Genomic DNA, 13,642 nt, shown 5'->3' on the forward strand with positions numbered 1-13,642 from the left:
TTAGCGCAGAAAGCCTAAGTCCGTAGCGGCCGAGGCGAGCTGGCGCGCGCCCCGGTCGAGGACGTTGGCCCAGGTGCCCTTAGACTCCTCATTCGCGGAATCGGAGACCTGCTTGAGCAGGGTGCAGGGCACGTCGAAGCGCTGGCATACTGCGGCAATGGAATAGCCTTCCATGTCGCAGAGCTGGGATTTTTTGGCCAGCTCAGTGCGCAAGGCGGTATCGGAGACAAACATATCGCCCGTGGCCAGCCCACGAACTGGCAAGCGGCCGGAGGTCTCGAGCTCGATGACCTCTGGCAGCAGGTAGCGATTGATATCGGTAAGCACTTCGAGCTTGAAGTCGTGTTTGGTGACCTTATCTACTTCGAAGACGCCAGCCATGCCGTCGACAAGCGCGCCGGCCGTGCCGATATTGACCACGCGATCGGGAAGGGCGCCGTTAGCGCGGGCGTCGGCAAGAGCCTCCGTTAAGGCCATGGCGGCCGGAACCGTGCCGATCCCAGTAATGAGCAGGGGCTCGCCCTCCGGAATGTGCGCGGCTTCCGCATCGACAGCGGCGACGAAAAGGGTGCGTCCGTTGAGATTCTCCATGCCTGTGAGAATACCTGCCCGCCCTAGTCAAAGTTCAATGTGCGGTTCTTCTGGCGCAGGCGAATCGTAATATTCTTCTGGCCAGCGCCGAGTGCGATAATGTTCCCGCTGAGCACGCGCGCGACCGCCAGGTCGGCCTCCGTGGGAGCTTCGGCCGCCACCCGCGCCGTGGGCAGCCAGGCGTCGTGGGGATCAGGCGCGCCAAGGTGAATGAGTCGCTCGCGCTCCACGTCAATCCAATAGCCTTCAGTGGCCATAAAGCGATCGTGGCTCCCATCGAAGGAATCGCGGCGCCACCCGCCCTCGGCCACACGAAAGACAAAGGGGCAATAGCCAAAGCGCGAGGGCACGATGTAGCGCGTCTGGGGGCTAACTCGCCAATGGCCACGCGCGGAGCTCCAGACTTGGCGGTAGGTATCAGCTAGGCTCATTCCTAATCGCAAGCGCTGTTGCCTGTCCTCCTCGAGTCCCGCATCTTCTACCTGCGTATTTAGCTTGCCCAGGCGAGTAGCATCGGCCACATACATGCCCAGCCATGCCTCCTCCGGCGTCGTATACGGCCCGGTAATATCGCGGTGAAAGGACTCCGGGATAGCCTTTTCTGCGTCCTTGGGAAGGCGTTGGCGCGCGGCAAAAGCCCACAGCCGCGGATGCCCCATGCGGTAGAGCATCACCGTCGCCCGCGGCAGACGGTCATGTACTTGCTGGCGCGTCAAGTAATCACCCGCGCTAATGCGCCGCAGCAACTGCTTGGCGATATCCCCCTCCACCTGCTGCTCCACACTCGGCGCGACCTCCATATCCGGCAATTGGCTAAGCAACATCAGGTCGATGATGTCTCCCAAATCAAAGACCTTGCTCAATTCCGCCTGTGCTGCGGAGCCAAAGGCCTCGATCGCGTCATAGCCTAGGGGTCCACCCAAGCGGCGGATGAGATCCGGGGACACGCTCACCCGGTTGCGAGTTGCATGTAGTTCCGCAGCGTTGAGATTGCGGTCCAGCCCCACGAGGGCTCCTTTCTCCCCCTCATTGGGGAAATATTTTTTGGTCATGCTTGGGATTAAGCCAGACATTGGTCTTGTGGCCGTCTTCCATTGCGTCCCTTTCGCAGAGCAAGAACATTGTGTAGAAGCCTGCCTAGAGGATCTTGGGACTCCTCCGCTTCGCCACCGTTGATTCTCGGCCGCCCAACAGATGACAACCTTATTCCTTAAGGGTTACATCGTGAAAGACGCATTTCGTTGCAAATTCCCCTTTCATAGTCCAATTCGAGAGAATTCTTGGCACCCTTATGTCTATAGTATGACACGGAATGATCCTTAGTCATTCGCTTTCTTTCGCAATTTTCTCTCTGGACAGCGCACAAAGGAGCATTACCTTTGAACGACAAGAATTCTTGGGGTTCATCAGATTCAACCCCATATTCAGATTCGAACGAATCTGCCTCCCCTGTACAGGCCCCCGGTACAGGAACAAACACCAGCTCTTCAGGCAAAGGCAAGCGCACCGCAATTATTGTCGTTGCCGCTCTAGCCATTATCGCGCTGATCGGCGGAGGTGCCTGGGCGCTGATGACAAGCAAAGATTCTGAGGACGCAAGCGGCGCTGAACCGGGGTTTCAGGCTCAAGAAGCCAGCAGCGAAGAAACCACCCCACAACCGACTGGGGAAAAAGAAAGCTCACCCGAAAAGAAACATGAGGCTAAGCCGTCTCGGAACACAAGCGCTGGGCCTTCCACAGAGGAAAAGTGTGGAACACTAGCTAACGACATAATGGACTCCCCTATCGACACGCTTCAGCTTTTTTGTGATGGAACCTGGCTGTACCTCGCACAAAAGCAGTCCTCCAATTACGGACTGTTTTACTGGACCGATAATGATTGGAAGTTGTACCGCACTGACAACACATCCGGCGATTCCGTCAATAGCTGCTACGACAAAGAGAAACTGGACAAAGCCGGCGCCCCCAAGGATCTGACCAACCAACTCAAGCTCTGCGAAGCCCAGCAAACTCAGACCTCGAAGGTTCGCGACAAGCCCATTACCGCCGAAGAGGAATTTCCACCTGAAGATTACTGGTACGGCGAATGCGACGGCCGCTACGTGCTCATCGCGGAATCAGTCATTATCCCGCCAGCGACTGACCCGATTTCTGAACCCTACCGAGTACACAAAAAATACCCGGGCTCCAAGATTATTCCCGGCTCCGCATGTAGCTCCCTACGCAGCCATGTCGAAGGCGGCACCGTCTATGCCATTGTCTACGAAGCCGGCCACAGTGTGGACAAGGTCTGCTCGCTGAAGGCTAAATATGGCGGCAATGCCCGATCTCTCAATAACAACGCAGATTTCTCTGACCCCTGTTAACTCACGTCCTCTCATTCCTTATCCCTCCACCTGCCTCCCCGACGTTTTCCACCCCGCATCTGAAAGGACCATCCCGTGGCTCACTACAACCTCTACGATTCTCTCTCCCTCGACCCCTCCGCGGACTCTACTCAGCTGGTAGCTGATATCGACGCCAAGCTGGCGCAACTCAGCCCAGAAAATACGGCAGCTCGAGACGAGCTCACCACCGCTCGGGAGATCTTCTCTGTTGGACACCGCCGGACGAAGTATGACAAGGAACTCGCCAATCCTACCGGCCCAGAAGTAGACATCGCGCGTATCCGCGATATCGCAGCTCTACCTGCTGCAAGTGCTACTGATTCCTCTAGCCTTGCTGCCAAGCACGCAACACCTTCCCCGGAAGCAACCGGCACCTACACTCCGGCACCCGGATACACCGCCGCACATACACGTCAACCGCAACAAGGATGGCCTGCCCACACCGCTAGTCAGCAGGCTGCCTCCAATAACACCGGTTTCAGTAGCTCCAAAAAGCAGTTCACCGTTGACTTCAGCAATATGGCTTTCCCGGTCACCCCCGCTCGCCAACGCTGCCAGTCCATCATGTGGTGTGTGATTTGGGGAATTCTGCTGCTGATGTGGCTGATAGCCGGCATTCGCGGCCTCTCCCTGGCTAACACTGCTGGCGACACCACTGCAATGAGCCTGCTTTTTGATTCTTCTAATCTCGAAGCGAGAACCGCTGACTTCGCTGCCTCGATAATTAAGACCCTTATCGCGACTCCGCTCCTGCTCGTACTGGGCGAGTTCATCTGGTCCATTCGCAAGACCATGGGCCTTAAGGCAGCGAACGATGCCTAAGCGTACGCTGCCGGTGTGCAGTTTGCTTGCAGGCCTAGTCCTCACCGCTTGTACTGCAGAATCTCCAGAATCCACGCCACCAGAACCTTCGCTGGCCACTGCGCCGACGTCGACAACAAAAGAAGACGACGACGCCCCGCAGGAAGAAACATCCTCTACCCCTGCTGCGAGGGACGAGAAAACCACTCGTCCGGTGCCACCTAACGTCCTCTTAGACGACGAAGACCCCGCTTCCAAACCGGAAGCCGCGCCAGAACCCGACACATCTTGCGGTTCTGACGATGCACAGTCCGCTTTTGCTCAGGGCGTATCGCAGGTGCCCCTATGGGAGACCATCGGCTGGGAACTGTTCGACTCCTCTGGCTATGATCCCTGCGCCTCCCTATCGTGGGAGACCCTGATGATTGAAGGGGGAAGCAGTTCTTCACCCTTCCACATCATGCTGTTTAATCACGGCGAATACCTGGGCACTGCAACGGCCAAGCCCTATGGCTTCGCCCCCACCATTGAGCGGGTGAGTGATTCCGAAATCGCGGTGACCTATCACTGGCCGCGTGAGGGCGAGGGAAACGCCAACCGCTCAGGGACCACCCAAGCTGGCTTTCGCTGGGATGAGGCCCAGCAAAAGGTCATCATGTCTGGAGATGTCCCGCCCACGGGATAGAAGGAAGCGCACAACTGCATTTCAGTATTTCTTGATAGGAGCTGTTGCTACTCTCGGTAGTAACAGCTCCCTACGCTTAGCTCCGTGGAAGGAAGCCAGATCATGCTGAATACCCGCCTCCGCTTCATACATCATTCGCGCTCCGCCGCAGCAGTAGCTAGCGTCGGCATCCTCTGCCTTTCTTTAGCAGCTTGTGGAAGCGATTCCCGAGATTCAGGGGATTCACCAACCTTCTCTGCAGCTAGGGAAGCCACTTCAGAAGCAGATGCAGCCACTTCTTCTGCTAACGAAACGACCGAGGAAAAGCCCTCCCAGAAGACCACTACCGTCGCGGAAGTTCCCCCAGAGGAGGAACAGGAAAAGAGCATGCCACGTCGAGGTAAAGGCAACGACGGGTCTCCTGAGTGCGGCTCAGATACTGCCGAGACCGCCTATGAAAAGGCCATTCCGCAGGTAGAGCCTTATCCAGGACTTGATGCCCCGTGGGGTCCTTCTTCCTCTCAATACGATCCATGTGCAGCTCTTTCATGGATTACTGTGACGCTTGAAGGGGCGACTGTTTCCTCGCCGTATCACATTCTGCTTTTCCACAAAGGTGAGTATCTGGGAACGGCAACTGCTAAGGCATATGGCTTTTCTCCGCGAATTAGCCGCGTAGATGATTCCGAAATTGCAGTTACCTACCGCTGGCCAAAGGATGGTGAGGGCAATGCTGCAGCATCAGGGAGGACCCAAGCCGATTTCCGTTGGGATGAAGGCGCGCAAAAGGTAATTATGTCTGGGGACGTACCACCGTACTAGACCGAGGCCAAGCGTGCTTGTTTTGATCGAGGGACGGTCACCGTGCGGTGAGGCAAATCCTCCACGGGTGTGCGAGCCCATTGAATGGATACGTTATGGGCTTTCACGGAAAGCTGGCGGTAGTTATCGTGGCCGGTATTTGGCGGAAGGAGAGATCGGAATGAAGGAAAAGACGTTTCAGCAGAAATTTGGAGTCTTCGCTCTGGTGGCGGCGGTTCTACTGCTGATCGTGAACCTGACCGTAGCAGAAGCTACGGTGCTGGGGCTCTCCTCGCCACTGCTGCTCGGAGTCACGGGCACCATTATGATGCGCGATGACAGGAGTGAGAGCAGCAGCGGCGCGAAGGAAGACTAGCGCAGGCGATGGCCCACGAAGCCGGCGGCGAGAGTGTTGCCGGAGGACTGGTCGATGAGCAGGAAGTTGCCCACTGCGCCGCGGGCGGCGTAGTCCTCGACGGGAAGCTTCGCTTGGGTCTGGATGGTGATGTGGGCGATGTCGTTCATAGTGACGGACTCGGGATCCTCCACATCGGAGACGCCATCGAGATCCAGGGTGCGAGTGACGGCGGCGATGCGGGCCTTGACTAGGGAGGAACCATAGCGCAGCTTGAGCATCTGTCCGGGCTTGATGTCCTTTTCGGTCAGACCGACGACTGTGGCGTCGAATTCGCGGGTGGCCGCGGGGCGCTGAGGTCCGGCTATGAGATCGCCACGGGCGAGATCGATGTCGTCGGCAAGCAGGAGCGTCACGGAGTCACCGGTGGCGGCGGAGTCGGCGGGGCCATCGGCAGTGTCGATCTGAGTGACGGTGCTGGTGCGGCCTTCGGGAAGGCCAACCTCATCGCCTACTGAGATGGAGCCAGCCTTCACGCGGCCGGCGTAGCCGCGGTAATCGGAAGCGTGCTCGCGGATGACGTACTGGATGGGGAAACGGAAATCCAGCTCATCGGCACGGCCAGAGGCGACGGGGACGGTCTCGAGGACCTCAAGAACGGTCGGGCCGGTATACCACTCCATATTGGCGGAACGCTCAACCACGTTATCGCCTTTGAGCGCGGAAATCGGCACGACGGTGGTATCGGTGATGTCTAAGCGCGCGGCGATCTGGTTGAACTCGGACTCGATTTCGCGGAAGACCTGCTCATCGTAGTCCACGAGGTCAATCTTGTTCACCGCAAGGACCACGTGGCGCACGCCTAGGAGCGCGGCGACGTTGAGGTGGCGGCGGGTTTGTTCGACGACGCCATGGCGGGCGTCGATAAGAAGCACTACTACCTGCGAGGTAGACATGCCGGTGACCGTATTGCGGGTGTACTGCACGTGCCCCGGGGTATCGGCGAGGATGAAGGTGCGCTTATCTGTGGCAAAGTAGCGATAAGCCACGTCGATGGTAATGCCCTGTTCGCGCTCGGCACGCAGGCCGTCGACAAGCAAGGAAAGGTCCATGCCATCGAAGCCGCGGTCGGTGGAGGTGCGCTCCATGGACTCGACCTGGTCCGCGAGCACGGACTTGGTGTCGTAGAGTAGACGGCCGACGAAGGTGGACTTGCCGTCATCGACGGAGCCGGCGGTGCACAGGCGCAGGGTATCGCGCTGCTTGAGGGCGCCGACATTCGGCGCGAGGGTGGTCGTCATCAGAAGTATCCTTCCTTCTTGCGGTCCTCCATGGCGGACTCGGAGAGTTTGTCATCGGCGCGGGTGGCGCCGCGCTCAGAAAGGGTGGAAATGGAAATCTCCGCGAGCACCTCATCCGGCGTCGATGCGGTAGATTCCACGGCGCCGGTGCAGGACATATCGCCCACGGTGCGGTAGCGCACGGTGCGGGTTTCCAGCTCCTCATCTTCAGCCGGGCCGCCCCATTCACCAGGGGCTAGCCACATGCCATTGCGCTTGAATACTTCACGCTCGTGGGAGTAGTAGATGGAGGGCAGCTCGAGTTCGCGGGCGCCGATATATTCCCAAATATCGGACTCGGTCCAGTTGGAAATGGGGAAAACGCGGACGTTTTCACCGGCCATCTTGCCGCCGTTGTACAGATCCCAGAGCTCGGGACGCTGGCGGCGGGGATCCCAGCCGCCGAAAGAATCGCGGATGGAGAAGATGCGCTCCTTGGCACGGGCGCGCTCCTCATCGCGGCGGGCGCCGCCGCATACGGCGTCATACTCGCGCTCGGCGATGGTCTCTACCAACGGCACCGACTGCAGTGGGTTGCGGGTGCCATCGGGGCGCTCCTGCAGATCGCCGCGGTCAATCCAATCTTGGACGCGGGCGACGTGCAGGCGGGCACCGGATTCTTCGACGAGGCGGTCGCGGAAATCGATGACCTCGGGGAAGTTGTGCCCGGTATCGACATGGAGGAGCTCAAATGGCACCGTGGCCGGGGCGAAGGCGCGGCGGGCCAGCTCGAATACAACAACGGAATCCTTGCCGCCAGAAAAGAGGATGCCAACCTTATCGAATTGGCCGGCCACCTCGCGCAGGATGTGGATGGACTCGTTTTCTAGGTCTTTTAAGTGTGGAGAAAGTGTGCTCATTATTCGTGTAACCCGCATTCTGTCTTGCCGTCTGCAAATACGCGCCCGGACCGGGCATCTTCGCCTTCACCAACTGGGAAAGTCAGCGGAGCGCAGCCGATGGAGCGGTACCCCTGCAAGGTAAGTGGGTGGATGATGAGGTCGTTGTCCTCGATATAGCGGTCTGTATCGTCTAAATCCCAGGTGATGATGGGCGAGATCTTCAACCGTCCGGTGCGGTCGAGGCTCAGCGCCGGGGCGCTCGCGCGGTGCTCGGAATCGGCCCGGCGCAGACCGGTGACCCAGCCGGCATACGGGTCCATCGCCATATTCAGCGGCTCGACTTTGCGCATGCGGTTATAGGCAGCGGTATCGCGGGCATAAAGGCGCGGGCCGTAGACCTCATCTTGTTTTTCCGGGCTCAAAAGCGGAAGCACCCGCACCAGGGGCAGGTCCGGGTAACGCTTTTCTACCTCATCGGCCACCTGGAGGGTTTCCGGGAAGTGCCAGCCGGTATCGATGAAAAGCAGGTCCGCATCGAGCCCGGCGCGGTGGGCGAGCTCGGCCAAGACCGTATTTTCCATAGACATGGTCACCGCAAGGCGGCCGGGGGCGTGCTCGGCTGCCCATTCGGTGATGGTTTCGGCAGAGGCATCGTGCAGCTTATCCGCCCACTGGTCTACCAGTTGCTGGTTGCGCGCGGCTACCTCGGCGTCCAGCGGCGCGGTATCGCGCGTGCCCTCCGGGGAGATGCTGGGGTCGCGGTAGTTCTTGCCGCCGTCCAGCAGGTTCGTTGTTGGGTTCATGCCGTCACACATTAGGCAAAACCCTGGGGCGGTGCAGCGGATTGTGCGCGAAAAGCCGCTGAGCTTGGCGGGAGCTGCGAATAAAAAGTTTCCAATCCGTACCAAGCGGACTAGATTTACAGACAAGCCAGTCTATTACGGGGTGGCCACACCCCACACAAGGAGGTACTTCCGTGCAGCGTATAGCCATCATCGGGGAAGGTGCGGCAGCCCTATCCACCGTCGAAAAGCTTATCAGCGCTGGCATGTGTGTGGACCTCATTACCGAATGCACCGCACCATTCGGTCTACTTCGACGCTTTGCCGGCCTCACAGGCGTGCTTGCCGACGCCGTCTCAGGTTCCCACTGCGGCCCCGGCACCACTCCCCGGCTCCGTCTCATCGGCAACGTGGGTGTAGGTGCCGACGGCGATATCACCCATAACGAGATCCACCGCCTAGCCTCTTCTGGCGACCGCGAGCTGCTACTGCTCGAGCTCAAGGCCCGGGGCGTCGCCGTTACCACTTGGGAAGGCCTATGCGCTCCCCTCGAAGACTTCGAGGATTGGAACAGTGTCATCACCCGCGCGCAGCTGGCGCATGTGGGGATTTAACTCACACTAGCCATCTTCGCGTTTGGGCCTCTTCAAATCCTCTAAGGTCGGTAAACCTAAAGCTTGCAGAATATCCTCTACTGCATTGATTTGCGCCTCTAAATTGCACAAACGATCTGCTTGAAGCGAAGATAGGCGGCCGGTCTGCTGAAGGTACTGAAGCCGGGGATACCGACCCGCTAGGAGCGTCCCCCAGTAAATGCGTAAATCTAGGATTTCCTGGTTGCCGGGCACTGGCTCACCATTATGAAAGGCGATTATGTCACGAAGCTGCTGTTCCAACATTGCCAAATCCATATCCGCCCCCGCCGCACCGTTGTCACTGGTGTAGGTGTCTTCCCCATGGCGCAGCGGAACTGATTCTTTGGCATAGAATCGGTTCAATGTCATGGCTTCAGAAGCCAAGACTGGTTCATTCACAGGGAGTGCTGGAGCATTATCATCGCCAAGCAGCTGACCGCGCGACATACGAATAAAGGTACGCATATGTTCCATTCCCGGCGCGGTGCACTGGAGTCCCACTCCATAGGATTCCAAGTCTTCGCCTTGGAACATATATCCCAAGTAGCGCGCATGCGGGTTAATGCTGAAATCCGCGCTTGTAGCCCCAGGTAGATGAAAATCAACCTGGCGGATATAGTCGCGCACCCGTTGCACCTGCTCGGCGCTCAAATATAAATCTTCATAAAGTGCTCGAGACATTACAACTCCTAGAGCATTTGCAGGCGGTCATAACTATCGGTGTCTTCGAAGAACCCACCACGACCATTGCCTATGATGTCGAATCGGTTAACTACCTCGATACGGTCCAGCCACTTTGCGGACCGGAAACCGGTCGAGGTTTCTAGACGCAAGCGCATAGGCGCACCGTTCTTGATAGGGATTTCCCCGCCGTCGTAGCCGGTAGCGATGAGCGTTTCCTGCTGGCGGGCCTCTTCCATTGGCATGGACTCGTAATAATAAGAACCGTTGTAGTTGTCATCGTCACGCGTCATATTTTGGAAACTGTGCACCACGACGTCCGAGGCACCCTCAAGCGGCTTAACCAAATCCAATAACTGCGCCAGCGGTACGCCCTCCCACTTGCCCAAGGAGGTAAAACCCTGAACACAATGGTGCACGGTATTTTGCGAATACCCCGCGGAGAGTCGGCGCAGGTCTGCTAAGGACAAGCGCATTGGCTTTTCCACTAAACCGCCGATCTCTAGGACGTAGTCCTTCTCAAAGTCGTTGCACACCAAGGCCATATATTCTTCGGTACCCGGCGGCATTCCGGAAGCACGATGATGAGGCGCTTGTGTCACTTCGGAGTCGGCATAGACGCCACGCTGGCGCGAAAAAGCTTTGGCCCGCAGGAAGCGCGTAAAAGGACGTACCACTATATTGTGTAGCTTCGCTACTACCGCCGGTTTTTCCAAAGAAGTCTTGGTGGCCCAAATATGAATGAAGACAATGAGCACTAGCCCCAGAGTGAAAATGATTCCACCGGCAACCGGCTGTGCACTATGGCCGAAGACCATCTTGGATACCTCATGTCCGTAGCCATGCATGATCACCATGCCTACGTGGATGACAATAAACACGAGGTAAGCACAAAGGCCCCAAAAGTGCAGGGTACGAATGACTTGCCGCCCTCCCATAGCCTTAGAGAGGCGTGGGAAGTGATTATTAATCGCTGGCGATTGGAACATGCCAGTCACAATCATCCATAGAGGAAGAATAAGGATGACAAAACCATAAGACAGCTGTTGGATAGCGTTAAAGGGATACCCATCCATTGCGGTCGGAATCTGAAAACCCAGGTAGTGGACTAAGTCATCCCACGCTTGTGCGAAGACACCCCAGCTTTCTGGCCAATAGCGGCGCCATTGGCCTGTGGCCAGCAAGAGCACCCAATAGATTGCGAGCAGGAGCATCCACCCCATCACGGAGATGAAGTGCCAATAGCGACCCTGTCCTAGGGCTCCATACCCGGGTAGAGAAATGATTGGACTATAGTTTTCGTACTCACCAGATACCGGAAAATACTTACGCTTGCGTTTCTGCTTAATAGAGAATTGAGCCCACTGCTTGCCTATAGGCGTGTGAATAGAGCGGTGCAGTTTAGGGAAGGTCCCAAGTATTTCGATTCCGCTTCGAATAAATAGGGTGACAAACAGTATGTTGACAAAATGTTCAATACGCAGCCAAACGGGAAACTCAGTCAACATCATCTTTAGTCCTCAAATCCTTGATCATCGGGGTAGGCTACGAGAACTCCATACTCCAAAGCCCAATAAATAATTAAATAGACAATGCCGCAGAACGCAGCAGTATTCCAGGCAGCGGCGAGGTGAATGTCAGCACCGTTCCACACCCATGGTGGTGTTCCGGCAAGTGCACCAAAGTAAAGCACCAGTGCCCCGATAGCAGGAATGAGTCCAAAATCCCATATACGCCAACGAGTTACTGCTCCCAGCACTGAGAAAACGGCGCACAAAATCGAGATCGCGTAGAGAACAACCTCTTGCCCAGGAAAAATCACAAAATCAGTGTGCGCTATATAAAAAGTCAAGATGGCCTGCAGCGCCACCACGGCAACAATCAAAGCGCGAGTAAGCCGCGGCAAATTGATACGTATATAGCGGAAGAAGGGGGCACGTTCTTTACCTGGTTTAACGTGCAGGTTAATGTCATGAAGATTCGGGTCAGCCGAAAGCGGTGTGGCAGCCATGGCAGGGAAATATCCTCTCCTTCGCGTCGGTCCTAAGGACAGGAAACTTCATCCATACATTTCCCCAGGACTAGACGCTCAAGCGTGTGTAGTGTCAGGCGGTTCGCTACCACCGCCTTCTGCAGTGGCCTGCTCATCAGCTCACCGGAGTAACACATCGCTGAAATCAGGCCTTGATTCCCAGTTAACCCCGCCCCGCGAAAAAAGACGATTGTGGACACTCGTTCAACTCTACGTTGAGCGCACTACCTGCAATTTGAACGACCGTTCACCAAAGTTATCGCTCTGTATTTAAGCCTCGAACACGCCAGTGCTTAACTAGGATTTATCGAGCAACACGCTACGTTTGCCCTTCTTTTGCGTCTCTTTTCGCTACGCGCAACATAGGCAGACCAGCGCCGGAGAAGCATCGATATCTTGTCATTCTCCACACCATTTGAAAGGACATATTTTAAATGTCTGCCATGGTCATCTTTGGCCTTATTGCCTCTGTCGCTCTTCTTTTTGCTTTCGCAATGCTCAACCTAAACAAATGGACAGTTGAGGACTATCCGTATCAAATCCTGAACTTTGTCGGAGCAGGTTTCTTAGCCGCCTCCGCTGCCAATCCTTTCAATGCTGGTGTCTTTTTCACTGAGCTCATCTGGTCCCTTTTCGGCCTTTACGGCATCATCCGCATCTACCTTGATCGCAAAAAGCAGAAGACGCAGCACTAAGGTACGTGCACTTCCCTCCACTCCACGCTAAAAGAAGGAACTTTTCCATCATGACTTTCGCCTTTGAAATTGGCATCATTGCCGGCATCCTTTTCGTTGTTGCCTACGGCCTACTCAATTTCCGGGTCCTTACAGCCGAGTCTCCGATATATCAATCCCTTAACTTCCTAGGCGCTACCGGTTTTGTCTACACCGCAATTTCCCCATTCAACCCGGGCTTATTTATTGTCGAATTTGTCTGGGCCGTCGTTGCGCTCTTTGGTTTGTGGAAGATTTTCACTAAGAAGAACAAAGCAGCTTAAACCTAGAGGTTTATCTCACATCCCCTTCACCGGCCAGTTCGAACATTTTGCCACGGACCTGGCCGTTGGAGAAGTAGACTGAAAGACCGTCAAAAGTTGGGAGTGAGATGCCTACCCAAGACCAGTCAGCACAACTACAACCGCAGCGCAAAGAACTGATCCTTACCGCCGCGCTGCGCACCATAGCGCGCGATGGTGTTGCTGGACTTTCTTTGCGGACCGTAGCTACCCAAGCAAACGTGGCCTTAGGATCAATTGCATATTATTTCACCGACAAAGACGGACTTATCAGCGCCGCCTTCCACGATTTTGCGCAACGCTCGGTTGAGCAGTTTCGTTCCTTTTACGAGGGTGCAACCACTTTGGAAGAAGCTCGCGCCGCGACAGTTTCAATGCTTTCCGCTACTGCTGGCTCACGCACTGACATCATTTTGGGTAGCGAGTTATATGCTCTTTCCCTACGACGCCCACGCCACCGCATGATTCTGTTGGAATGGACCCGCGCGTGCCAAGGTGTCATGCGAACCTACTTCGATGAGGCCACCACGTTAGCACTTGATGCGCTTTATGAAGGCGCCATTTTGCATCACGCCATGCACGTAGGCGAGACTTCCACGGAACGGATCGCGCTCGCAGTGGAGCGATTAACCCCACCAGAGTCCTTTATCTTTGGAACGCCTTCGCCCTAGCACCACAGCGCCAAGCAGAAATAGACTTGCACAACTAGATAACTT

General features: G+C 56.4%; 17 protein-coding genes. 9 read left to right on the plus strand and 8 right to left on the minus strand.

What is annotated here, in order from left to right; genetic code table 11:
* Positions 1 to 591, minus strand: a complete 591-nt coding sequence (locus L8V22_RS05340; protein WP_238801359.1) for a nucleosidase — start codon at positions 589 to 591, stop codon at positions 1 to 3.
* Positions 592 to 614: 23 nt separating this feature from the next.
* A complete protein-coding gene (locus L8V22_RS05345) occupies positions 615 to 1,643 on the minus strand; it encodes a hypothetical protein (protein ID WP_238801358.1) in 1,029 nt (342 codons plus the stop codon).
* 327 nt (positions 1,644 to 1,970) lie between these two features.
* Between L8V22_RS05345 and L8V22_RS05350 the strand changes: the two genes are divergently transcribed.
* From L8V22_RS05350 to L8V22_RS05370, 5 genes are all read left to right on the plus strand, one after another.
* Positions 1,971 to 2,957, plus strand: coding sequence for a flagellar basal body-associated FliL family protein (locus tag L8V22_RS05350; protein WP_238801357.1), 987 nt, complete (start codon positions 1,971 to 1,973; stop codon positions 2,955 to 2,957).
* Between the two features lie 75 nt (positions 2,958 to 3,032).
* Entirely contained in the window at positions 3,033 to 3,800 is a 768-nt protein-coding gene (locus L8V22_RS05355) for a hypothetical protein (protein WP_238801356.1), read from the plus strand.
* The gene (locus L8V22_RS05360; RefSeq protein WP_338028263.1) at positions 3,793 to 4,464 is read left to right on the plus strand and encodes an LppP/LprE family lipoprotein; all 672 of its coding nucleotides are present in this window, start codon (positions 3,793 to 3,795) and stop codon (positions 4,462 to 4,464) included. Before L8V22_RS05355 ends, L8V22_RS05360 begins: the two co-directional genes overlap by 8 nt.
* A gap of 102 nt (positions 4,465 to 4,566) precedes the next feature.
* Positions 4,567 to 5,265: an LppP/LprE family lipoprotein gene (locus L8V22_RS05365; RefSeq protein ID WP_238801355.1), complete on the plus strand. Its 699-nt coding sequence runs from the start codon at positions 4,567 to 4,569 to the stop codon at positions 5,263 to 5,265.
* A 160-nt stretch (positions 5,266 to 5,425) separates the two neighbouring features.
* Entirely contained in the window at positions 5,426 to 5,620 is a 195-nt protein-coding gene (locus L8V22_RS05370; protein WP_238801354.1) for a hypothetical protein, read from the plus strand.
* Here L8V22_RS05370 and L8V22_RS05375 read toward each other — a convergent pair.
* From L8V22_RS05375 to L8V22_RS05385, 3 genes are read right to left on the minus strand one after another with little or no spacing between them, the layout of a single operon-like run.
* Complete coding sequence (locus L8V22_RS05375) at positions 5,617 to 6,900, minus strand: sulfate adenylyltransferase subunit 1 (protein ID WP_238801352.1); 1,284 nt, start codon at positions 6,898 to 6,900, stop codon at positions 5,617 to 5,619. The two genes, L8V22_RS05370 and L8V22_RS05375, sit on opposite strands and share 4 nt — an antisense overlap.
* A complete protein-coding gene (cysD, locus tag L8V22_RS05380) occupies positions 6,900 to 7,799 on the minus strand; it encodes a sulfate adenylyltransferase subunit CysD (protein WP_238801351.1) in 900 nt (299 codons plus the stop codon). The genes L8V22_RS05375 and cysD overlap by 1 nt, the downstream gene beginning before the upstream one ends.
* Positions 7,799 to 8,584 (minus strand): phosphoadenylyl-sulfate reductase, encoded by a 786-nt coding sequence (locus L8V22_RS05385; RefSeq protein ID WP_238801350.1) that lies wholly within the window; start codon positions 8,582 to 8,584, stop codon positions 7,799 to 7,801. Before L8V22_RS05385 ends, cysD begins: the two co-directional genes overlap by 1 nt.
* A gap of 173 nt (positions 8,585 to 8,757) precedes the next feature.
* Between L8V22_RS05385 and L8V22_RS05390 the strand changes: the two genes are divergently transcribed.
* Positions 8,758 to 9,177 (plus strand): methylenetetrahydrofolate--tRNA-(uracil-5-)-methyltransferase, encoded by a 420-nt coding sequence (locus tag L8V22_RS05390; protein WP_238801349.1) that lies wholly within the window; start codon positions 8,758 to 8,760, stop codon positions 9,175 to 9,177.
* Positions 9,178 to 9,183: 6 nt separating this feature from the next.
* Here L8V22_RS05390 and L8V22_RS05395 read toward each other — a convergent pair whose 3' ends face one another.
* From L8V22_RS05395 to L8V22_RS05405, 3 genes are read right to left on the minus strand one after another with little or no spacing between them, the layout of a single operon-like run.
* On the minus strand, positions 9,184 to 9,879 hold the full coding sequence (locus L8V22_RS05395; RefSeq protein ID WP_238801348.1) for a hypothetical protein: 696 nt from the start codon (positions 9,877 to 9,879) through the stop codon (positions 9,184 to 9,186).
* 8 nt (positions 9,880 to 9,887) lie between these two features.
* On the minus strand, positions 9,888 to 11,390 hold the full coding sequence (locus L8V22_RS05400) for a molybdopterin-dependent oxidoreductase (RefSeq protein ID WP_338028264.1): 1,503 nt from the start codon (positions 11,388 to 11,390) through the stop codon (positions 9,888 to 9,890).
* Positions 11,391 to 11,392: 2 nt separating this feature from the next.
* Positions 11,393 to 11,890, minus strand: a complete 498-nt coding sequence (locus L8V22_RS05405) for a hypothetical protein (RefSeq protein ID WP_238801346.1) — start codon at positions 11,888 to 11,890, stop codon at positions 11,393 to 11,395.
* A gap of 455 nt (positions 11,891 to 12,345) precedes the next feature.
* Between L8V22_RS05405 and L8V22_RS05410 the strand changes: the two genes are divergently transcribed.
* From L8V22_RS05410 to L8V22_RS05420, 3 genes are all read left to right on the plus strand, one after another.
* Positions 12,346 to 12,606 carry a CBU_0592 family membrane protein gene (locus L8V22_RS05410; RefSeq protein ID WP_238801345.1) on the plus strand — a complete coding sequence of 87 codons (261 nt, stop codon included), beginning with the start codon at positions 12,346 to 12,348 and terminating at the stop codon, positions 12,604 to 12,606.
* 50 nt (positions 12,607 to 12,656) lie between these two features.
* Positions 12,657 to 12,908 (plus strand): CBU_0592 family membrane protein, encoded by a 252-nt coding sequence (locus L8V22_RS05415; RefSeq protein WP_238801344.1) that lies wholly within the window; start codon positions 12,657 to 12,659, stop codon positions 12,906 to 12,908.
* Positions 12,909 to 13,015: 107 nt separating this feature from the next.
* Complete coding sequence (locus tag L8V22_RS05420; RefSeq protein ID WP_238801343.1) at positions 13,016 to 13,597, plus strand: TetR/AcrR family transcriptional regulator; 582 nt, start codon at positions 13,016 to 13,018, stop codon at positions 13,595 to 13,597.
* The last annotated feature ends 45 nt before the right edge of the window (positions 13,598 to 13,642 follow it).

It is taken from the genome of Corynebacterium yonathiae, assembly GCF_027570195.1.
Lineage (GTDB): Bacteria > Actinomycetota > Actinomycetes > Mycobacteriales > Mycobacteriaceae > Corynebacterium > Corynebacterium yonathiae.